The sequence below is a fragment of the Streptomyces sp. SKN60 genome (assembly GCF_026236535.1).
Taxonomy (GTDB): Bacteria; Actinomycetota; Actinomycetes; order Streptomycetales; family Streptomycetaceae; genus Streptomyces.
In genome coordinates this window covers 67,105-87,494 of the sequence record NZ_JAHTMW010000013.1, presented here as the reverse complement: position 1 = coordinate 87,494, position 20,390 = coordinate 67,105, and the positions used below count along the sequence as shown (strand labels likewise).

Annotated in this window: 20 protein-coding genes; 13 read left to right on the top strand and 7 right to left on the bottom strand. The window is 71.6% G+C overall.

The features are described 5' to 3' along the window. The first annotated feature begins 16 nt into the window (after nt 1–16). The 7 genes from pflA to KV205_RS22390 all read left to right on the top strand — a co-directional run bounded on the left by pflA (nt 17) and on the right by KV205_RS22390 (nt 6,369). Entirely contained in the window at nt 17–817 is an 801-nt protein-coding gene (pflA, locus tag KV205_RS22420) for a pyruvate formate-lyase-activating protein (RefSeq protein WP_265866335.1), read from the top strand. Nucleotides 818–884: 67 nt separating this feature from the next. Continuing rightward, nucleotides 885–2,051, top strand: a complete 1,167-nt coding sequence (locus tag KV205_RS22415; protein ID WP_374214709.1) for an MFS transporter — start codon at nt 885–887, stop codon at nt 2,049–2,051. Beyond that, nucleotides 2,048–4,345, top strand: a complete 2,298-nt coding sequence (locus tag KV205_RS22410) for a molybdopterin oxidoreductase family protein (protein WP_265866334.1) — start codon at nt 2,048–2,050, stop codon at nt 4,343–4,345. The genes KV205_RS22415 and KV205_RS22410 overlap by 4 nt, the downstream gene beginning before the upstream one ends. Nucleotides 4,346–4,352: 7 nt before the next feature. After that, nucleotides 4,353–4,952, top strand: a complete 600-nt coding sequence (locus KV205_RS22405) for a 4Fe-4S dicluster domain-containing protein (RefSeq protein WP_265866333.1) — start codon at nt 4,353–4,355, stop codon at nt 4,950–4,952. After that, nucleotides 4,949–5,635 (top strand): Rieske (2Fe-2S) protein, encoded by a 687-nt coding sequence (locus tag KV205_RS22400; RefSeq protein ID WP_265866332.1) that lies wholly within the window; start codon nt 4,949–4,951, stop codon nt 5,633–5,635. Before KV205_RS22405 ends, KV205_RS22400 begins: the two co-directional genes overlap by 4 nt. Beyond that, complete coding sequence (locus KV205_RS22395) at nt 5,632–6,051, top strand: hypothetical protein (protein ID WP_265866331.1); 420 nt, start codon at nt 5,632–5,634, stop codon at nt 6,049–6,051. Before KV205_RS22400 ends, KV205_RS22395 begins: the two co-directional genes overlap by 4 nt. 105 nt (nt 6,052–6,156) lie before the next feature. Continuing rightward, nucleotides 6,157–6,369 (top strand): hypothetical protein, encoded by a 213-nt coding sequence (locus tag KV205_RS22390; RefSeq protein WP_265866330.1) that lies wholly within the window; start codon nt 6,157–6,159, stop codon nt 6,367–6,369. Between the two features lie 43 nt (nt 6,370–6,412). On the opposite strand, the gene mscL is transcribed toward KV205_RS22390, so the two are convergent. The 6 genes from mscL to KV205_RS22360 form a co-directional block, all read right to left on the bottom strand. Beyond that, the gene (gene mscL, locus KV205_RS22385) at nt 6,413–6,934 is read right to left on the bottom strand and encodes a large conductance mechanosensitive channel protein MscL (protein WP_265866329.1); all 522 of its coding nucleotides are present in this window, start codon (nt 6,932–6,934) and stop codon (nt 6,413–6,415) included. 72 nt (nt 6,935–7,006) lie between these two features. Further along, complete coding sequence (locus KV205_RS22380; RefSeq protein WP_265866328.1) at nt 7,007–7,543, bottom strand: hypothetical protein; 537 nt, start codon at nt 7,541–7,543, stop codon at nt 7,007–7,009. Nucleotides 7,544–7,795: 252 nt separating this feature from the next. Then, a complete protein-coding gene (locus tag KV205_RS22375) occupies nt 7,796–8,704 on the bottom strand; it encodes an S-methyl-5'-thioadenosine phosphorylase (RefSeq protein ID WP_265866327.1) in 909 nt (302 codons plus the stop codon). A 142-nt stretch (nt 8,705–8,846) separates the two neighbouring features. Further along, nucleotides 8,847–9,176: an FmdB family zinc ribbon protein gene (locus KV205_RS36330; protein ID WP_265866326.1), complete on the bottom strand. Its 330-nt coding sequence runs from the start codon at nt 9,174–9,176 to the stop codon at nt 8,847–8,849. Nucleotides 9,177–9,244: 68 nt separating this feature from the next. Then, nucleotides 9,245–10,525, bottom strand: coding sequence for an MFS transporter (locus tag KV205_RS22365; RefSeq protein ID WP_265866325.1), 1,281 nt, complete (start codon nt 10,523–10,525; stop codon nt 9,245–9,247). 246 nt (nt 10,526–10,771) lie between these two features. Continuing rightward, on the bottom strand, nt 10,772–12,340 hold the full coding sequence (locus KV205_RS22360; protein WP_265866490.1) for a potassium/proton antiporter: 1,569 nt from the start codon (nt 12,338–12,340) through the stop codon (nt 10,772–10,774). Nucleotides 12,341–12,577: 237 nt separating this feature from the next. Between KV205_RS22360 and KV205_RS22355 the strand changes: the two genes are divergently transcribed. Continuing rightward, entirely contained in the window at nt 12,578–15,316 is a 2,739-nt protein-coding gene (locus tag KV205_RS22355) for a penicillin acylase family protein (protein WP_265866324.1), read from the top strand. Between the two features lie 9 nt (nt 15,317–15,325). Here KV205_RS22355 and KV205_RS22350 read toward each other — a convergent pair whose 3' ends face one another. Then, nucleotides 15,326–15,892: a 5-formyltetrahydrofolate cyclo-ligase gene (locus KV205_RS22350; RefSeq protein ID WP_265866489.1), complete on the bottom strand. Its 567-nt coding sequence runs from the start codon at nt 15,890–15,892 to the stop codon at nt 15,326–15,328. A 190-nt stretch (nt 15,893–16,082) separates the two neighbouring features. Here KV205_RS22350 and galU point away from each other — a divergent pair, with 190 nt between their 5' ends. From galU to KV205_RS22325, 5 genes are all read left to right on the top strand, one after another. Further along, a complete protein-coding gene (gene galU / locus KV205_RS22345) occupies nt 16,083–16,982 on the top strand; it encodes a UTP--glucose-1-phosphate uridylyltransferase GalU (protein WP_265866323.1) in 900 nt (299 codons plus the stop codon). Nucleotides 16,983–17,145: 163 nt separating this feature from the next. Further along, a complete protein-coding gene (gene glp, locus KV205_RS22340; protein ID WP_265866488.1) occupies nt 17,146–18,423 on the top strand; it encodes a gephyrin-like molybdotransferase Glp in 1,278 nt (425 codons plus the stop codon). An 82-nt stretch (nt 18,424–18,505) separates the two neighbouring features. Then, nucleotides 18,506–19,000, top strand: coding sequence for a cyclic pyranopterin monophosphate synthase MoaC (gene moaC, locus KV205_RS22335; protein ID WP_265866322.1), 495 nt, complete (start codon nt 18,506–18,508; stop codon nt 18,998–19,000). After that, complete coding sequence (locus KV205_RS22330; RefSeq protein WP_374214708.1) at nt 18,997–19,632, top strand: molybdenum cofactor biosynthesis protein B; 636 nt, start codon at nt 18,997–18,999, stop codon at nt 19,630–19,632. The genes moaC and KV205_RS22330 overlap by 4 nt, the downstream gene beginning before the upstream one ends. After that, complete coding sequence (locus KV205_RS22325) at nt 19,629–20,246, top strand: GNAT family N-acetyltransferase (RefSeq protein ID WP_265866321.1); 618 nt, start codon at nt 19,629–19,631, stop codon at nt 20,244–20,246. Before KV205_RS22330 ends, KV205_RS22325 begins: the two co-directional genes overlap by 4 nt. The last annotated feature ends 144 nt before the right edge of the window (nt 20,247–20,390 follow it).

The window sequence follows — 20,390 nt, the reverse complement described above, 5'->3', positions numbered from 1 at the left end:
GACAGGAGGCCCTGCCATGGCCGTACTCCCCGGCTCGGACATCCCGACCCGCCCCGTCACCCCGGCCGCCGCGGCGACCCACCGTCCCGCCGTGGGGTCGGTGCACTCCTGGGACCTGTCCACCGGCGTCGACGGCCCCGGCACCCGCTTCGTCACCTTCCTCTCCGGCTGCCCCCTCACCTGCCTCTACTGCCACAACCCCGACACCTGGCGGATGCGGAACGGCAAGCGCACCTCCGCCGACGCCGTCATCGCCGAAGCGGCCAAGTACACCCGCTTCATCGCGGCCTCCGGCGGCGGGGCCACCGTCTCGGGCGGCGAGCCCCTGCTCCAGCCCGTCTTCGCCGGCGAACTGCTGCACCGGATGAAGCACGAGCTCGGTCTGCACACCGCCCTCGACACCTCGGGCTTCCTCGGCGCCCGGGCCACCGACGCCCTGCTGCGCGACACCGACCTGGTGCTTCTCGACATCAAGTGCTGGGACCCGGGCACGTACAAGAAGGTCACCGGCCGGCCGCTCCGCCCGACCCTGGACTTCGCCCGCCGCCTCGCCGACCTCGGCCAGGAGGTCCACGTCCGCTTCGTGCTCGTCCCCGGGCTCACCGACGCCCCTGCCGACATCGAGGGCGTCGCCGCCTTCGCCGGCGGCCTCGGCAATGTCTCCCGCGTGGACATCCTCCCCTTCCACAAGCTCGGCGAAGCGAAATGGCGAGCACTCGCCAAGCCGTTCACCCTCCACCACACCCCGTCCCCTACCCCGGACCAGATCGCCTCGGCCCGCGAGGTATTCCGGTCCCACGGGCTGTACGCGGTCTGAGGGACCACGCCCACCCGCCAGCGGCGCAAAACGGGCATAGGGGGCTGTTCGGCCCTAGGGTGGCCGCGTGATCGAGCCACCGCAGGCCCCCGCCGCGCCGCCGCCCGTCGTCGCCGACCGGCCGCCGCAGACCCCCGCCCAGGTGCGTCGCCGCGCGACCCTCGCGGGGGTCGTCGTCTCCGTGCTGCTGATCCTCGCGATCGTGCTCGGCAGCCGGCTGCTGCGCGACTTCGACTCGGCCCTTCTCCCGTACGCGGTGGCCACCGTCTTCCTCGCCTTCGGCGTCGCCTATCGCTACACCGTGTGGGTCTCCGCCCCCGGCGCCCGGCGCCTGTTCAAGCAGGGCTGGCGCGCCTTCTTCTCCGCCGGGAACTTCCGCAGGGCGCCCACCGCCCTGCCCCGGATGATCGCCACCTACCTCGGCTTCCAGAAGTTCCTCGGCGCCCGCTCACACGCCCGCTGGGCGGCTCACCAGCTGATCTTCTGGGGCTGCGTCCTCGCCGCCCTCATCACCTTCCCGCTGACCTGGGGCTGGTTCACCTTCACCTCCTCCACGGGCTCGGGGCCCGGCTACGAGATGCGGATCTGGGGCTTCAAGATCCTCGGCTTCGACGCGCTGAACGCCGTCGGCTGGCTCATGTTCCACGGCCTGGACATCGCCGCCGTCCTCGTCATCCCCGGCGCCTCCTACTTCCTGTGGCGGCGGATGAAGGACCGCGGCGCCATCACCGGCCAGCGCTTCGCCTACGACCTGGTGCCGCTGATCGCCCTCATCGTCATCTCCGTCACCGGTCTGCTCCTCACCTTCTCCTCGATCTTCCTGCACGGCGGCGGCTACGAGTTCCTGGCGATCCTGCACATGGTGTCGGTGGTCTTCACCCTCATCTACATCCCCTTCGGGAAGTTCTTCCACATCGTGCAGCGGCCCGCCGCCGTCGGCATGCAGCTGTTCAAGTACACCGCCCGCCGCAAGGGCGAGCCGGCCGCCACGGCCGGGGCCGTGACCGGGGCCGCCGCCGCGGCCGGAGTGCCCGGCGAGGTGAGCGCCGACGGCCTGCTCGGCTGCCGCCGCTGCGGCCGCCCCATCGACACCGCCCCCTACGTCGAGAACCTCCAGGGCACCATGCGCGATCTGAAGCTCGACTTCGACGAATGGGCCGAGTACTGCCCCCGCTGCAAGCGCGTCCTGCGGGGCACCGCCTACCTCACCCACGTCAAGAAGGGCTTCAAGTGACCTCCCCGCTGCCTCTTGACCCCTCCGTCGCCCCGCCCGGCACCCGCAACTTCCGCGACGCCGGTGGCATCCCCGCCGACCGCTGGCACGCCGACCAGAACGGCGAGACCCTCGTCCCCACCCACTGCTGCTTCTGCGGCGTGCAGTGCGGCATGTATCTGCGCGTCGACCACCACGGCAAGGTCTTCGGCGTCGAACCCCGCAACCACGACATCAACCGGATGCGGCTCTGCCCCAAGGGCATCAACGCGTATCAGCAGGTTAACCACCCCGACCGGCTCACCGCCCCGCTCATGCGCCGCAACCGCGACGAACCCTTCCGCGAGGTCGGCTGGGACGAGGCGCTCGACTTCACCGTCGCTGAGATCCGCCGCATCCAGACCGAGTACGGCAACGACGCCTTCGGCCTGCTCGGCGGCGCCAGCCTGTTCTCGGAGAAGACCTATCTCGTCGGCAAGTTCGCCCGGGTCGCCCTGAAGACCCGGCACGTCGACTACAACGGGCGGCTGTGCATGGTCTCCGCCGCCGGAGCCAACAAGCTCTCCTTCGGCATCGACCGGGCCGGCAACCCCTTCTCCGATATCCTGCTCACCGACTGCCTGCTCATCGCCGGCTCCAACGTCGGCGAATGCTTCCCCGTGATGACCCAGTACCTCTGGGGAGCCCGGGACCGCGGCGCCACCCTCATCGTGGTCGACCCGCGCGAGACCGCCATCGCCCGCACCGCCGACATCCACGTCGCGCTCAAGCCCGGCACCGACTCCGCCTTCTTCAACGCCGTCCTCCACGTCGTCGTCGCCGAGGGCCTCACCGACGAGGCCTACCTCGCCGCCCACACCACCGGCTGGGAGGAGGTGAAGAAGACCGTCGCCGAATACCCGCCCGCCCGCTCCGCCGAGATCTGCGGCGTCCCCGCGGAACAGATCGTCCAGGTCGCCCGGATGTTCGCCGGCGCCGGCAAGGCCATGGCCTGGCACGCCCGCGGCGTCGAACACCACTCCCAGGGCGTCGAGAACTGCCTGACGATCATCAACCTGTGCGTCGCCACCGGGAACATCGGCCGCCCCGGCGCCGGATACGGCACCATCACCGGCCAGGGCAACGGCCAGGGCGGCCGCGAGCACGGCCAGAAGTCCGACCTGCTGCCCGGCGGGCGCTCCATCTCCGACCCCGAGCACCGCCGCCAGATCTGCGAGATCTGGGGCATCGCCGAGTCCGAACTCCCGCCTGCCGGCACCTCCATGATGGAGATGGTCTGGCAGATGCAGCGCCGCGAGATCCGCGGCCTCATCGGCATCTGCAACAACCCCTTCGTCTCCCTCCCCAACTACGCCACGGTGAAGGAGGGCTACGACACCACCGAGTTCCACGCCCAATTCGACTTCTTCCTCTCCGAGACCGCCGCCAACGCGCACGTCGTCTTCCCCGTCACCGTCTGGGCCGAGGACGACGGCGTCATGGCCAACGCCGAGGCCCGGGTCGTCAAGCACAACAAGGCCCAGGAACCCCCGGCCGGCGTCCGCACCGATACCTGGGTCATCTGCGAACTCGCCAAACGCCTCGGCGCCGGCGCCAAGTTCGCCTTCCCCGACTCCCGAGCCGTCTTCGAAGAACTGCGCATCGCCTCGGCCGGCACCGTCAACGACTACTACGGCATCACCTACGACCGGCTGGAGGAGACCGGCGGCATCGCCTGGCCCTGCCCCTCCACCGACCACCCCGGCACCCCCCGCCTCTTCGAGGACGGCCGGACCTACCACGCCGACGGCAAGATCCATATGCAGGTCGTCGAATGGCACCCGCCCATGGACCCGTACAGCGAGGAGTACCCCCTCTCGCTCACCACCGGACGCACCGTCGCCCACTTCCTCTCCGGCAACCAGACCCGCCGCCTGGGCGCCCTCGTCGAACAGACCCCGCGCCCCTGGGTCGAGGTCCACCCCTCCCACGGCTTCCGCAACGGCGACCCGGTCCGCGTCGTCACCCGCCGCGGCAGCGAGGTCTTCCCCGCCCTGGTCACCGAGGCCATCCGCCCCGACACCGTCTTCGTCCCCTACCACTGGCCCGTACCCACCGCGGCCAACGCGCTGACCATCGACGCCCTCGACCCCCGGTCGAAGATCCCCGAGTACAAGGTCTGCGCCGCCCGCATCGAGGCCGCCGAAGGCATCGACGAGGTCCCCGCACCGCCCACCGCCCCCGGCCACGTCGCCTACCCCGAGACCCAGGTCTCCCGCGACGACCCCCTGCCGCCCACGTCCCCGCAGGGCCGTGGCACCTCGGAGAGGAGCTGAGCCGCACATGATGGGCCGCACGATCTTCATCGACCCCGGCCGCTGCATCGGCTGCCAGGCCTGTGTCTCCGCCTGCCGCGAATGCGACTCCCACCGAGGCAAGTCGATGATCCACCTCGACTACCCCGACGAGGGCCACTCCGTAGCCTCCCTCCCCACCGTCTGCATGCACTGCGAGGACCCCGTCGCCCCGTGCGCCGAGGTCTGCCCCGCCGACGCGATCCTGGTGACCGCTGACGGCGTGGTCCAGCAGGCCGACACCACCCGCTGCATCGGCTGCGCCAACTGCGTCAACGCCTGCCCCTTCGGCGTCCCGAAGATCGACCTCAAGGCGAAGCTGCAGATGAAGTGCAACCTCTGCTACGACCGCACCGCCTACGGCCTCGCCCCCATGTGCGCCACCGTCTGCCCCACCGGCGCCCTCTTCTACGGAACCCTCGACGAACTCCGCGCCGAACGCCCCGGCGTCGAGGTCGCCGACTCCTTCACCTTCGGATCCACCACCATCTCCACCGGTGTGGCGATGGTCGTCCCCGCCGACCGAGTCCAGTGGCCGGTCCCCGGCGGTCTGCCCATCGTCGAAGTCAACGGAGTGGATGTCCGATGAGCCTCACCGAACCACCCCCGGACAACGGCGCCGGCGCGGCCACCGACCCGGACGACCCGAACCGGCCCGCCGACGCCGCCCACGCGGCCCTCCACGACCGGATCGCCGCCGACTCGCTCACCACCCGCCGCGACTACCTGCGGATCGTCGCCACCGTCTCCGGCGGCCTGGCCGCCGGCGGCATCGGCGTCGCCTCCGGCATCCTGCACCGCCACGGCGACAGCGACGACGGCGCACCCGAACCGAAGAAGATCGCCGACCAGCTCCTGCCCGGCGACTCGATCGCCTTCCGCTACCCCGACGAGGAGGACCGCGCCGTCGCCATCCGCCTCGCCGACGGCACCCTCGCCGGCTACTCCGCCGTCTGCACCCACCTCGCCTGCGCGGTGCTCTGGCGCAACGACCGGGGGAGCGAGGGCGAGCTGTACTGCCCCTGCCACGAGGGCGTCTTCGACGCCCGCACCGGCGAGGTCACCGCGGGCCCGCCGCCCCGCGGCCTGCCCAGGGTGCTCCTGGTCGAGGAGACCGACGGAAGCGTCTGGGCCGTGGGCACCACCCGCTCCGGAGAGAGCGTCCGCGAGGGCCTGTGCCGCCAGCTCGGCGGGGAACGCCCCGGCCTCGCCGAACGCCTCGGCTGCCCGGGCGCCGGCGGCCCCGCCGCCGAAGGGAGCCGACGGACATGACCGACACCCCGTTCCCCAAGGACCCGGGCGCCCCCGGCGACCCCGCCGCCGCTCCCGGGACCCCGCCGCCCCGGCCCGTCTACACCCCCGGCAGCGCCCAGCCGCGGCTCAACCGCCCGGTCCACGAGCGCTACCCGCAGATCCGCCCCACCAGCGGCTACGGGGACCCCCGTATCCGCCACACCGGACCCGGCCCGGGTGCCGGCACCGAGCAGGAACCCGAGCGCTCCTCCAAACTCTCCGCCCGCCTCGCCCTGGCCCTGACCGTGCTCATCGGCCAGCTGTGGGGGCTCACCATCGTGGTCGACGAGTGGATGTCCGGCGACACCGGGACCGCCTGGTGGGGCGCGGGCTTCCTGGTCCTGTCGTTCCTCGTCGTCCTCGGCCTCTGGCTGCTCGACCCGAAGGACCGGTGAACCGGCCGGCGCGGGAACCGATGGCGGGACGGATGAGCGGAATCCCGCAGATCAGACCCCGGATCGGGAGGGTACGGGGCGGTGCTCCGGGCGTACCCTGAAAACATGAGCACCGCCCCCGCCCACGGACCGCGAGCAGCGAAGCAGTCCGACAACGATTCCGATTCCCGACCCCGTCCGGCACTGATCTTCGACGATCCGCTGGACCAGCAGTCCGCGGACGACACGGACCGCGGGTGGGGCGAGCGGCCTCCGGCCGGCGGCAGCGCCGCCGACCTCGCGCGCTTCCTCGACGAGAAGCCGCCGCACCACCTCTGACACCGACCGCGACGGTCGGTCAGGAGGTGGGGTGCGCCCCGCCTCAGGTGTTGGAACCGGCCGTCGAGCCCGAGCTCGGGCCGCGCTGGGCGACCAGGTGGTCGCGGATCTCCTTGAGCACCTCCAGCTCGCTGACCTCCAGGGTCTCCTGGACGCCTTCCTTCGCCTTGTCGTGCGCGGCACGCTTGGCGAGGATCTTGGCCATCGGCAGGACCATCAGGAAGTAGACGACGGCGGCCGTGATCACGAAGCTGAGGACGGCACTGAGCACCAGGCCCCACTGGATCTGGATGCCCTGCATCTCGCCGTTCACGATCTTGCAGCTGTCCTTGATGCAGGACGCGTAGCCCTCCAGGTCCTTCGTGCCGAAGGCACCCACGATCGGGTTGATGATGCCCTTGACCACCGAGTTCACGATGTTGGTGAACGCGGCGCCGATGACGACCGCCACCGCCAGGTCGATCACGTTCCCGCGCATCAGGAAGGCCTTGAAGCCTCCCAGCAAGCTTTCCTTCTTCTCGGCCACCAAGGTGCCTTTCTTCGCGTGTGCAGTGTGCGGAGCCATTACGCCGCGCCTGGCGCGAAGGCGTCCAATCCGTACACACGGGACGGTGACTTGACAGTCCATCCGTGCGAATCAGCACAGTGTCACCGCCAGTTGGGACGTCATGCCCGCCCCGGCGAGCGCCGTCGCCGTCGACCGTGGAACGGACAGGACGACCAGGGCCCCGCCCTCCGGTCGAGTCTCGCCCGGCTGTGGCACTTCGGCCACTCGGGCGCCCGAGGCGACCACCCGGGCCTCTCCGGCCACGCCCGTCACGGAGTTGGGCGCGGCGATCACGTCGACCCGGTCACCGGGCTGCAGCAGCCGCACGGTCGCCGCGTCGGCGATCCGCACCGGAGCGGACACGAGCGACACGGCGGCCGGCCGGTGCGCCACCCGGGCGGGCGGTGGAGGGGGCTGCGGGGCCGGGTCGTCGGCCCCGGCGGCGCCGGCCGCCGCGAGGGTGACCGCGGTCATCGCGAGCACCGCGGCGGGGGCCCGCCGCCTGCGCCGCAGCGCCCGGCGCAGCCGTAGCCGCGCGCCGCGCACCCGCAGCGGATCGAAGGCGGGAAGCCCGCACGGCGCGGGCACCGAGGCCGGGGTGTGGGTGAGGCAGGAGTTCGTGGTCATCGCGCAACCGCCTGTCGTGGCACGGCCGTTCACCGGACGGTCCGGCGAGCGGGGTCCACCTTCCGGCGAACCGGGTCCACCGTCCCGCACCCGCCGCGATCCCGCTCGGGCCTGTGGACAACCGGGCGTATGTGGATAACTTCCTCACTCCCGCGAGCGATTGCCGACGTGGCGCGGGGTCGGCGAACCTGGAACGTGTCCGGACCTCGCGGGCGGCCGGCCCTCACCCGGCCCGACCCCCGGCCCCGAGGCTCAGGGCAGTTCGATCCCCAGGTCCCACCCTTCGTGGGCCCGCGTGCACAGGCAGTCCCGGTCGACCGTCGCGGGGAGCGCGCCGACCGCGTCGAAGAGCACGTCGCGCAGCCGGCCGACGTTCTCGCCGAACACGCGGAGGACCTCGTTGTGCGAGACCCCGTCCCCGGTCTCCGCACCCGCGTCCAGATCCGTCACCAGTGCGAGGGAGGTGTAGCAGAGTCCCAGTTCCCGGGCGAGGACGGCCTCGGGATGGCCGGTCATGCCGACGACCGACCAGCCCGCGGCCGCGTGCCAGCGCGACTCGGCGCGCGTGGAGAAGCGGGGGCCCTCGACGACGACCATCGTGCCGCCGTCGACCGGTTCCCAGCTCCGCCCCCGGGCGGCCTTCAGGGCCACCCGCCGCCCGTCGGGGCAGTAGGGGTCGGCGAAGGTCACGTGAACCACGCGGGGCACGGCGCCGCCCCAGGCCTCGGGCAGGGGTTCACCGTCGAAGTAGCTCTGCGCGCGGGTCTTCGTCCGGTCGACCAATTGGTCGGGCACGACGAGGGTGCCGGGGCCGTACTCCTCGCGCAGCCCGCCGACCGCGCACGGCCCGAGGACCTGGCGCACGCCCACCGAGCGCAGGGCCCAGAGGTTGGCGCGGTAGTTGATCCGGTGCGGCGGCAGCCGGTGGTCGCGGCCGTGCCGGGGGAGGAAGGCAACCCGACGGCCGGCGACCTCGCCGAGGAAGAGGGAGTCGCTGGGGCTGCCGTACGGGGTGTCGACCGACACCTCGGTCACATCGTCCAGGAAGGAGTAGAACCCGGAGCCGCCGATCACGCCGATGTCCGCGAACGAGTCCGCCGCCGGTCCGGGCGTCCCGCCCGCCGTCCGGTCGGCCGTCCGATCAGTCCTGTGGGTCGCCATGGCCGTCACCCTAGCCACCCGGCCGGGCCGGCAGCCCAGGGGGTCCGAGGGGTGGCGGGCCCGCCGCCGGAGGACGTCCGAAAAACGCCGGTGCCCCGTCGCGGGAGCGACGGGGCACCGGGAAGAACGGGAGGTGCGGAGGTCAGGCCGCCGACGTGGAGCTCGAAGAGCTCGACGTGCTGGAGGACGACGCGGGCTTCGCGTCCGAGGAGGACGAGGAAGACGTCGTCGACGACGAAGAGGAGGTCGAGGCCGAGGAGGACTTCGACGAGGCCGGCGTGCTGCTGGACGACGAGCCGCGGCTGTCGTTGCGGTAGAAGCCGGAACCCTTGAACACGATGCCGACCGCGGAGAACACCTTCTTCAGGCGTCCCTTGCAGTTCGGGCACTCGGTCAGGGCGTCATCCGTGAACTTCTGCACCGCCTCGAGGCCCTCGCCGCACTCGGTGCACTGGTACTGGTAGGTCGGCACTTGTCTTCCTCCTGGCACTCACACTCATCGAGTGCTAACGACGATCCATAGTGACGTATTCCGCGGGTTCAGTCCACCGGCACGGGAACTCGGTGACCGATACCACGTGCCGCGACCCGGCTCGTCGCCTGGGGCGAGAGCCGCGAGCGGAGGGCCACCAGCGTGATCAGAGCCAGCAGGGTGCCGGCCATCGGCACCAGGAATCCGGTGCTCGCGCCGTGGGCGTCGGCCAGCCGGCCGGCGACGGTGACGGCCGCGGCCTGGCCAAGCGCCACGGCGCCGGTCAGCCAGGTGAAGGCCTCGGTGCGGGAGGTCGCCGGGACCAGGGTCTCGACGATCGTGTAGCCGGTGATCAGGGCCGGGGCGATGCACAGACCCACGACCAGGCCGAGGGCGCCGAGCAGCAGGACGGAGTGGGCGGACCACAGGAGGGAGGCGGCGACGGTGAGACCGGCGTAGCCGAGGATCAGCCGGCGGCACGGGCCGATCTTCCAGGCGACGGCGCCCATGGCGATGCCGGCGAGCATGTTGCCGGCGGCGAAGATGCCGTACAGCAGGCCGTTGGCGCCGGGGTTGCCGATCTCCTCGGAGAAGGCGGTGAGCGAGACCTGCATGCCGCCGAAGACCGAGCCGATGCCGAGGAAGGCGACGATCAGGACCCGGACGCCGGGGATGGACAGGGCCGAGCGGTGCGGCTCGCCGTCGGCGTGGCCGGCCGCGGCGGCCAGACCGTAGGCGGGCTGGGTGCCGCGCTGGGCGGCGAAGAAGAGGCCGCCGAGCAGGGTGAGCGCGGCCTCGGTGATCAGGCCGGCGGCCGGGTGGATGCCGGTGCACAGCGCGGTCGCGAGGACCGGGCCGACGACGAAGGTGAACTCGTCGGTGACCGACTCGAAGGCGGCGGCGGTCGGCATCAGCGGGGTGTTGTCCAGCTTCGCCGCCCACCGGGCCCGGACCATCGGGCCGACCTGCGGCACCGAGGCGCCGGAGGGGACGGCGGCGAGGAACAGGGCCCACAGCGGGGCGCCGGAGAGCGCCAGCGCGACGAGGAGGGAGACCGAGGCGGTGTGAATCAGCACACCGGGGACGAGGACGGCCCGCTGGCCGAAGCGGTCGGCGAGCTTGCCGCTCTGCGGGGCGAACAGCGCCATGGAGACACCGGTGACGGCGGCGACGGCGCCGGCGCTGCCGTAGGAGCCGGTGGTGTGCTGGACGAGCAGGACGATGCCGATGGTGAGCATCGCGAACGGCTGGCGGGCGGCGAAGCCCGGCAGCAGGAAGGAGAGAGCACCGGGGGTGCGGAGGAGCTGTCCGTAGCCGGGTCGCTTCTCGGTGACGACCGTGGATGCCACGGTCCATGCCTTTCTGCCACCTGGTAGCGGGCCCAGGCATGGTGGTGCGGGCGTCGCCGAGAGCTGTCCTCTTGCGCGGAACTGCGGTAGATACCGGGGCCCACTGCGGAGGGCGCCTCGGCCGCCATACGGTCGCGCCAGCTCTGCGTCAGGCAGAGTTGGTTCGATCTGGTGTGCCTTCATGGTACAGGGAAGGGCGTCTTCCCGCCTGGGAAAACGCCCTCCGGTCCGAAATGATGCCTGGGATTAACCGGATGTTTGCCGTGGGGGCTTTCGGAAGGGCCGACGGAATCCGGTCGCGGGGCGGTCCGGCGGGGTGGGGGCCGAGCCGCCGGTGCCGAGCCAGCCGGCCAGCTTGCCGCCCTGGCCGACCGCCCGGAGCCGTCGTTCGGCGGCGTCCCGGACCGGGTCGGTGGCGACCACGAGGAGTTCGTCGCCGCGCCGCAGCACGGTGGCGGGGCTGGGGACGAAGCTCTTCCCGTCGCGGACGACCAGGGTGACGGCGGCCCCCGCGGGCAGCCGGAGCTCGGCGACCTCGACGCCGTGCATCTTGGATGCCTCCGGGATGGCCACGGAGAGCAGATGGCCGCGCAGTCGCTCCAGGGGCGCGGACTCGACGCCGAGGTCGGCGGCCTCGCCCTGGTCGCCGAGCTTCAGGGCCCTGGCCAGCCAGGGCAGGGTCGGGCCCTGGACCAGGGTGTAGACGACGACCAGCACGAAGACGATGTTGAAGATCCGTTCGCTGCCCTCGATCTGGGCCACCATCGGGATGGTGGCCAGGATGATCGGGACGGCGCCGCGCAGGCCGGCCCAGGACATCAGGGCCTGCTCCTGCCAGGGGATCCGGAAGGGGAGGAGGCTGACCAGCACCTCCATGGGCCGGGCGACCACGGTGAGCACCAGGCCGATGACGACGGCCGGCCAGAAGTCGCGGACGAGCTCATGGGGGGTGACGAGCAGACCGAGCAGGACGAACATGCCGATCTGGGCGATCCAGCCGAGGCCCTCGGCGAAGCCGCGGTTGGCCGGGGCGTGCGGCAGCTTGGCGTTGCCGAGCACCATCGAGGCCAGGTAGACGGCGAGGAAGCCGGAGCCGTGGGCCATGGCGCCGGCGGCGTAGGCGACGACCGCGATGGCCATGACGGCGATCGGGTAGAGGCCGGAGGCCGGCAGGGCGATGTGGCGCAGCGCGTAGGCGCCGAGGAAGCCGACCGAGAGGCCGATGGCGGCGCCGATGGCGAGCTCGAGCGCGATCTCGCCGACCAGGACGTACCAGGCGTCGACATGGCCGGCGGTGGAGAAGGCGACGACCAGGATGACGACGGGGGCGTCGTTGAAGCCGGACTCGGCTTCGAGGACGCCGGTGACGCGCGAGGGCAGCGGCACCTTGCGCAGCACGGAGAAGACGGCGGCGGCGTCGGTGGAGGAGACGACGGCGCCGATGATGAGGGACTGCTGCCAGCCGAGCCCGACGAGGTAGTGCGCCCCGGCCGCCGTGATGCCCACGCTCACCGCGACGCCGACGGTCGACAGCACGACCGCCGCGGGCAACGCGGGTTCGATCTCCTTCCACTTGGTGCCCAGGCCACCCTCGGCCAGGATCACCACAAGTGCGGCATAGCCGATCACCTGGGTCAGTTCGGCGTTGTCGAAGGCGACGTTGCCGATGCCGTCCTGCCCTATGGCGATCCCGATCCCGAGGTAGAGCAGCAGACTGGGGAGCCCGCTCCGGGAGGAGATGCGCACCGCCGCGACAGCGATCAGCAGCACGAGCGAGCAGATGAGCAGGAGTTCGTTGAGCTGGTGGACAGTCAGTGGCCGTTCCTTCCCCTCAAAGGCGATCCGGGGGCCGCGAACGGATCGTTCCTGCGGCACCGGTACTTCGTTACCTTACCTAATCTTTAACGCATCCTTGACGCCCTCTTGGTGTGTGATCGCACAACAGTGCGTATAAGAACGGATCTCTTCCTGACTCCGCGTCCGGGGCCTCCGGACGCTGCGCCTAAGGTTGCTCCCGTACTCCAGGACCACCCTGCCCCTCGAAGGACAGCGATGCCCTCCAACACGACCGCGCCCCCTGCCAAGAAGAAGAAGGGACGGCGAGCCCGCCTGATCGTCCTCGTCCTGGTGCTCGCGCTGGTCGCGGGCGTCGGGTACGGGGGCTACTGGGGCGTCAGCACCGTCCGCGGCTCGTTCCCGCAGACGACCGGCACGATCCGCCTCGACGCGCTCACCGGACCCGTCGAGGTCAAGCGCGATGCCAACGGCGTCCCGCAGATCTACGCCGACAACGAGGCGGACCTGTTCCGCGCACAGGGCTACGTCCAGGCCCAGGACCGCTTCTACGAGATGGACGTCCGCCGCCACACGACGGCCGGCCGCCTCTCCGAGATGTTCGGCAAGAGCCAGGTCGACACCGACGCCTTCCTGCGCACCCTGGGCTGGCGCAAGGTCGCGCAGGAGGAGTACGACAAGGTCCTGTCGGCGGAGACCAAGAAGAACCTCCAGGCCTACTCCGAGGGCGTCAACGCCTACCTCAAGGACCGGGACCCGGCCGACGTCTCCGTCGAGTACGCGGCCCTGGCCTTCACCGGCGACTACACCATCGAGCCCTGGACCCCGGTCGACTCGGTGGCCTGGCTCAAGGCCATGGCCTGGGACCTGCGCGGCAACATGCAGGACGAGATCGACCGCTCCCTGATGACCAGCCGGCTGAAGCCCCAGCAGATCAAGGACCTCTACCCGGGGTACCCGTACGACCTGCACCAGCCGATCGTCGACCGCGGCGCCGTCGACAAGGTCACCGGCAAGTTCGACCCCGAGGCTCAGCCGAAGGGCGATGACACGACCTCCGGCGGCACCGGCACCTCCGGCGGGCAGAACGGCATCCAGTCCCAGCTCGCCGCGCTCTCCGACGCCCTCGACGAGATCCCGGCCCTGCTCGGCCCCAACGGCAACGGCATCGGCTCGAACTCCTGGGTCGTCTCCGGCAACTTCACGACCTCCGGCAAGCCGCTGCTCGCCAACGACCCGCACCTCGCGCCGATGCTGCCGTCCCTCTGGTACCAGATGGGCCTGCACTGCCGCTCGGTCTCCGCGAACTGCCGCTACGACGTCGCCGGCTACACCTTCTCCGGCATGCCCGGCGTGATCATCGGCCACAACAACTCCATCGCCTGGGGCTTCACCAACCTCGGCGCCGACGTCACCGACCTCTACCTGGAGAAGATCGGCACCGACGGCTATGTCGTCGACGGCAAGACCAAGCCGTTCGTCACCCGCGACGAGGTCATCAAGGTCGCCGGCGGCGACGACCGCCCCATCACCATCCGCTCCACCGAGCACGGCCCGCTGGTCTCCGACCGCTCCACCGAACTGGAGCGGGTCGGCCAGACCGCCCCCGTCGGCAACGCCGCCCCCGACCGCGGCACCGGCTACGGCGTCTCCCTGCGCTGGACCGCGCTGCAGCCCGGCAAGTCCATGGACGCCGTCTTCGCGCTCAACCGCGCCAAGGACTTCGCCGGCTTCCGGGCCGCCGCCAAGGACTTCGAGGTCCCGTCCCAGAACCTGATCTACGCCGACACCGCCGGCAACATCGGCTACCAGGCGCCCGGCAAGATCCCGGTCCGCACCAAGGGCGCCGCCTACGACGGCACCCTGCCCGCGCCCGGCTGGGACTCCTCGTACGACTGGAAGGGCTACATCCCGTACGCCGAGCTGCCCTACGAGTACAACCCGAAGCGCGGCTACATCGTCACGGCCAACCAGTCCGTCATCGACGAGAAGAAGTACCCCTACCTCCTCACCCGGGACTGGGGCTACGGCTCGCGCAGCCAGCGGATCAACGATCTGATCGAGTCCAAGCTCAAGGACGGCGGCAAGATCTCGCCGGACGACATGCAGTCCCTGCAGATGGACAACCGCAGCGAGATCGCGACCCTGCTCAACCCGCTCCTGCTGAAGATCGACATCTCCGACCCGCAGGTCCGCGAGGCGCAGAAGCTCCTTGAGGGCTGGGACTACACCCAGGAGCCGGACTCCGCCGCCGCCGCGTACTTCAACGCGGTCTGGCGCAACGTCCTCAAGCTCGCCTTCGGCAACAAGCTGCCCAAGGAACTGCGCGTCGAGGGCGAGTGCATCAACGTCCGCGTCGCCGACACCACCGGCCCGGTCGACGAGCAGAACAAGCTCGTCCCCGAGTGCGGCGAGCGCGACCCCGACACCGCGCAGCCGGACGGCGGCGACCGCTGGTACGAGGTGGTCCGCCCGCTCCTGAAGCAGGAGAAGAGCGAGTGGTGGAACACCCCGGGCGACCGGCTGAACGCCGCCACCGAGACCCGTGACCAGCTGCTCGCGCAGGCCATGAAGGACGCCCGCTGGGAGCTGACCGCCAAGCTCGGCAAGGACGTCTCCACCTGGAGCTGGGGCCGGCTGCACCAGCTGACCCTGAAGAACCAGACCCTCGGCACCGCCGGCCCCGGCTTCGTGCAGTCCCTGCTCAACCGCGGCCCGTGGAACCTCGGCGGCGGCGAGGCCGCCGTCGACGCCACCGGCTGGAACGCGGCCGGCGGTTACGACGTGATCTGGGTGCCGTCCATGCGGATGGTGGTCAACGTCGGCGACTGGGACAAGTCTCGCTGGATCAACCTCTCCGGCGCCTCCGGCCACGCCTTCGACAGCCACTACACCGACCAGACGGAGAAGTGGGTCAAGGGCGAGCTGCTCGACTGGTCCTACGGACAGGCGGCCGTCGAGGCCACCACCCGGGACACCCTGAAGCTGGAGCCGTAGCCCCAGCCCTCACGGCCTGAAACGCCGGACCCCCTCCGGGGTCACCACCGCGTGCACGGGGTGGTCGTGCGGTTCCTCCGGGACCCGCGCGACCACCTCGTTCGCGTACAGGAGCACCACGAGCGCCGGATCCGCGCCCGACCGGACCAGCCGGGCCAGGACCCGGTCGTACGAACCGCCGCCCCGCCCGAGCCGCATGCCCCGCCCGTCGACCGCGAGCCCCGGAAGCAGCACGGCGTCCGCCCCGCACACCGCGTCCGGGCCGAGCCGTTCGCCGACCGGTTCCAGCAGCCCGCGGCCCGCCTTCGTCAGCCGCTCGGAGCCTTCGTACGGCGCCCAGTCGAGGTCGTTGTCGGGCAGCAGGACCGGCAGCAGCACCCGTACGCCCCGCTCGCGCAGCACGTCGAGCAGCGCGCGCGTGCCCGGTTCGCGCCCCACCGAGACATACGCGGCGACCGTGCCCGCCTCCGCCAGCTCCGGCAGATCGAGCGCGGCCAGCGCGAGCTCCCCGGCGGCCCGCTCGCGCTCCTCGGCGGTCAGGGCGGCACGGGCCCCGAGCAGCGCCCGGCGCAACAGCGCCTTCTCGGTGGTGTTCTCAGGCGGTTCGGTGCCCGGCTTCTCAGGCGGTTCGGTCGTGGACCCGGTCGTCGACTCGATGCTCAACGCGGCTCGTATTCCTCTTGTATCGGGCGGTAGCGGTACGAGGGTTGAGAAAGCTCATGTGATCCTTACCTTCCTCACATACCGAACGGCTAGGGTGCACCGCATGACTCAGACGCCGTCCATCACAAAGGCTGTCATCCCGGCCGCCGGTCTCGGCACCCGGTTCCTGCCGGCCACCAAGGCGACGCCGAAGGAGATGCTGCCGGTCGTCGACAAACCGGCCATCCAGTACGTCGTCGAGGAAGCCGTCGCCGCCGGGCTCTCCGACGTCCTGATGATCACCGGCCGCAACAAGCGCCCCCTTGAGGACCACTTCGACCGGAACTACGAGCTGGAAGAAGCGCTGACCCGCAAGGGCGACGAGGAACGGCTCGCCAAGGTCCAGGAGTCCAGCGACCTCGCCACCATGCACTACGTGCGCCAGGGCGACCCGCGCGGCCTCGGCCACGCCGTCCTGTGCGCCGCCCCGCACGTCGGCGAGCAGCCCTTCGCCGTGCTCCTCGGCGACGACCTGATCGACCCGCGCGACCCGCTGCTCGCCCGCATGGTCGAGGTCCGCGAGCGGTTCGGCGGCAGCGTGATCGCGCTGATGGAGGTCGAGCCCTCGCAGATCCACCTGTACGGCTGCGCCGCCGTCGGCCCCACCGGCGAGTCGGACGTGGTGAAGGTGACCGGCCTGGTCGAGAAGCCGGAGCCGGCCGAGGCCCCCAGCAACCTGGCGATCATCGGGCGCTATGTCCTCGACCCCGCCGTCTTCGCCATACTGCGCGAGACCGCGCCGGGCCGCGGCGGCGAGATCCAGCTGACCGACGCCCTGCAGAAGCTCGTCCAGGACGAGCGGGTCGGCGGCCCCGTGCACGGCGTCGTCTTCAAGGGCCGGCGCTATGACACCGGCGACCGCGGCGACTATCTGCGTGCCATTGTCAGACTGGCGTGCGAACGTGATGATCTGGGGCCGGACTTCCGGACCTGGCTCCGCGGTTACGTCAGCGAGGAGATGTAGCACCTTGAGCAGCAGCGGTACGGCACCGGCGGACCACGGCCACGACCACGGCCCCGGTCCCGGCGACGACCACGGCCACGAGCACGGCCACGACGGCAGCCACGGCCACGGCCACGACCATGGCCACGGCCCCGGCGACCCCTGCGCCGGTCCGGCCAAGGGCCTGTGGTCCGTCGACGAGCACCTGGCCGACGTCCTCGCCACGGTCTCCCCGCTCGAGCCCATCGAGCTGCAACTGGCCGACGCCCAGGGCTGTGTGCTCGTCGAGGACGTCACGGTGCCGGTCGCGCTGCCGCCCTTCGACAACAGCTCCATGGACGGGTACGCGGTGCGGGTCGCCGACGTGGCCGGGGCGAGCGAGGAGTTCCCCGCCGTCCTGACCGTGATCGGCGACGTCGCCGCCGGCGCCGGCGGCCTGCCCGAGGTCGGCCCCGGCCAGGCCGCCCGGATCATGACCGGCGCCCCGCTGCCGCCCGGCGCCGAGGCCGTCGTCCCCGTCGAGTGGACCGACGGCGGCACCGGCGGAGGCGCCGCCGGCGGGATGCGCCCGGCCAGCGCCGCCCCCGAGGGCGCGGCCGGCGAGGTCCGCGTCCACCGCCCCGCCGAGGCCCGCGCCCACGTCCGGGCCCGCGGCAGCGACGTCACCGCCGGCGAGCTGGCGCTCGCCGCGGGCACCGTCCTCGGCCCGCCGCAGATCGGCCTGCTCGCCGCGATCGGCCGCGGCACCGTGCGGGTGCGCCCCCGCCCGCGGGTGGTCGTCATCTCCACCGGCAGCGAGCTGACCCAGCCCGGCGAGCCGCTGGGCGAGGGCCAGATCTACGACTCCAACAGCTTCGCCCTCGCCGCCGCCGCCCGCGACGCCGGAGCCCTCGCCTACCGCGTCCCGGCCGTCGCCGACGACGCCGAGTCGCTGCGCGCCGCCATCGAGGACCAGTTGATCCGCGCCGACCTCATCGTCACCACCGGCGGGGTCAGCGTCGGCGCCTACGACGTGGTCAAGGAGGCCCTGACGGCCGACGGCGACGTCGACTTCCGCAAGCTCGCCATGCAGCCCGGCAAGCCGCAGGGCTTCGGCATGATCGGCCCCGAGCACACCCCGCTGCTCGCGCTGCCGGGCAACCCGGTCTCCTCGTACGTCTCCTTCGAGCTGTTCGTGCGGCCCGCGATCCGCGCCCTGATGGGCCTCGGCGACCGGCCCGACGCGCACCGGCCCCGGGTGCGCGCCGTGCTCAAGGCCGACCGGACGCTGTCCTCGCCGGCCGGACGGCGCCAGTTCCTGCGCGGGACGTACGACGCGGAGTCGGGCGCCGTCAGCCCTGTGGGTGGCTCCGGCTCCCACCTGATCGGGGCGCTCGCGCACGCGGACGCGCTGCTCGTCGTACCGGAGGAGGTGACCGAGGTCGAGCCCGGCGCGGAGCTCGACGTGCTGCTTCTCGGGTGACCACCGGCTGAACCTCGTCCGGTGCGCCGGCGCCGGTGGGGGTACCGTGTCGTCCCACACAGCGACCGGGAGTGTCACCGCCATGAGCACGCAGCAAGGACTCACCCACATCGACGAGGCCGGGGCGGCCCGCATGGTCGACGTCTCCGCGAAGGACGTCACCGCCCGCACCGCCCGCGCCAGCGGCCGGGTCCTCGTCTCGCCGCGCGTGATCGAGCTGCTGCGCGGCGAGGGCGTCCCGAAGGGCGACGCGCTCGCCACCGCCCGGATCGCCGGGATCATGGGCGCCAAGAAGACCCCGGACCTGATCCCGCTCTGCCACCCTCTGGCGGTCTCCGGGGTGACCCTCGACCTCGGGGTCACGGACGACGCCGTGGAGATCCTCGCGACGGTGAAGACCACCGACCGGACGGGCGTGGAGATGGAGGCCCTGACGGCGGTGTCGGTGGCGGCGCTGACCGTCGTCGACATGGTGAAGGCCGTCGACAAGGGTGCGGTCATCTCCGACGTGCGCGTCGAGGAGAAGACCGGCGGCAAGTCCGGCCACTGGACGCGGGGCGAACGGAGCCAGGCGTGACCCGCGCGGGCAAGGTGGCGGGGGCGCACGAGCACGGGGCCCACGAGCACGGGGCGCAGGCGCACGCGGCGCCCGCCCCGGCGGAAACGACGCACATCGCCCCGCACACCGGCCCGTACACCGCGCTCGTCGTCACCGCCTCGAACCGGGCGGCCGCCGGTGTCTACGAGGACAAGGGCGGCCCGCTGATTGCCGAGGCGCTGCGCGGGATGGGCTTCGCCGTGGAGGGGCCGCAGGTGGTCCCGGACGGCGCGCCCGTGGAGGCGGCGCTGCGCGCCGGGGTCGAGGCGGGCTACGACGTCGTCCTCACCACCGGCGGTACGGGTATCTCGCCCACCGACGAGACGCCCGAGGTCACCCGGCGCGTCCTGGACCGGGAGATCCCGGGCATCCCGGAGGCGATCCGCGCGTACGGCCGGGAGAAGGTGCCCACGGCGGCGCTCTCGCGCGGCCTCGCCGGCGTCGCGCAGGGCTCCCGGGGCGGCGGCACGCTGATCGTCAACCTGCCCGGTTCGTCGGGCGGGGTGCGGGACGGTCTCGCGGTCCTGGAACCGCTGCTGGTCCACGCGGTGGACCAGATCCGCGGCGGCGACCACCCCAGACCGGCGGCGGAAGCGGGCCCGGCGTCATGATTCCGTCCTGGCCCGTGGTCCTGGTCGACGGCGACGTGCTGCTCCGCCCGATAAAGATGCGCGACCAGCGGGCCTGGCGCGAGGTGAACCGGCGCAATCGCGACTGGCTGCGCCCCTGGGAGGCGACCGTCCCGCCGCCCGGCCCGGCCGGCCCGGTGACGCAGCGCCCCACGTACCGTCAGATGGTGCGCCATCTGCGGGCGGAGGCGAACGCGGGGCGGATGCTGCCGTTCGTCATCGAGTACCAGGGGCGTCTGGTCGGTCAGTTGACGGTCGCGGGAATCACCTGGGGCTCGATGTGTTCCGGTCATGTGGGCTATTGGGTGGACCGGGACGTGGCCGGTCGCGGCGTCATGCCGACGGCGGTGGCGCTCGCCGTCGACCACTGTTTCCGCACGGTCGGACTGCACCGGATGGAAGTCTGCATTCGCCCGGAGAACGGCCCCTCGCGCCGCGTCGTGGAGAAATTGGGATTCCGCGAGGAGGGGTTGCGGCCGCGCTACCTCCACATCGACGGCGCCTGGCGTGACCATCTGGTCTTCGCGCTGACGGCGGAGGAGGTGCCGGAGGGGTTGGTGCGGCGTTGGCACGAGGCGCGTCGGCAGCACCAGTGATTGCAATAAGTGTTCGAATTCAATCGGCAGTTGAGCGCCAATCGATCTGAACAATCACAAAAAAGTTCAGTGATATCAGCCAGATCGTGCGACACACCGGCCCAATTGGCCGATGCCCTCACCCGAACCCCTCTACCGTGTGAA

What these genes read in the sequence shown, in the direction of transcription:
- KV205_RS22355 (WP_265866324.1), top strand. Translation starts at nt 12,578, where the DNA reads ATGCCCTCCAACACGACCGCGCCCCCTGCCAAGAAGAAGAAGGGACGG.
- KV205_RS22400 (WP_265866332.1), top strand. Translation starts at nt 4,949, where the DNA reads ATGAGCCTCACCGAACCACCCCCGGACAACGGCGCCGGCGCGGCCACC.
- galU (WP_265866323.1), top strand. Translation starts at nt 16,083, where the DNA reads ATGACTCAGACGCCGTCCATCACAAAGGCTGTCATCCCGGCCGCCGGT.
- pflA (WP_265866335.1), top strand. Translation starts at nt 17, where the DNA reads ATGGCCGTACTCCCCGGCTCGGACATCCCGACCCGCCCCGTCACCCCG.
- KV205_RS22375 (WP_265866327.1), bottom strand. Translation starts at nt 8,704, where the DNA reads ATGGCGACCCACAGGACTGATCGGACGGCCGACCGGACGGCGGGCGGG.
- KV205_RS22325 (WP_265866321.1), top strand. Translation starts at nt 19,629, where the DNA reads ATGATTCCGTCCTGGCCCGTGGTCCTGGTCGACGGCGACGTGCTGCTC.
- mscL (WP_265866329.1), bottom strand. Translation starts at nt 6,934, where the DNA reads ATGGCTCCGCACACTGCACACGCGAAGAAAGGCACCTTGGTGGCCGAG.
- KV205_RS22380 (WP_265866328.1), bottom strand. Translation starts at nt 7,543, where the DNA reads ATGACCACGAACTCCTGCCTCACCCACACCCCGGCCTCGGTGCCCGCG.
- KV205_RS22395 (WP_265866331.1), top strand. Translation starts at nt 5,632, where the DNA reads ATGACCGACACCCCGTTCCCCAAGGACCCGGGCGCCCCCGGCGACCCC.
- KV205_RS22390 (WP_265866330.1), top strand. Translation starts at nt 6,157, where the DNA reads ATGAGCACCGCCCCCGCCCACGGACCGCGAGCAGCGAAGCAGTCCGAC.
- moaC (WP_265866322.1), top strand. Translation starts at nt 18,506, where the DNA reads ATGAGCACGCAGCAAGGACTCACCCACATCGACGAGGCCGGGGCGGCC.
- KV205_RS22405 (WP_265866333.1), top strand. Translation starts at nt 4,353, where the DNA reads ATGATGGGCCGCACGATCTTCATCGACCCCGGCCGCTGCATCGGCTGC.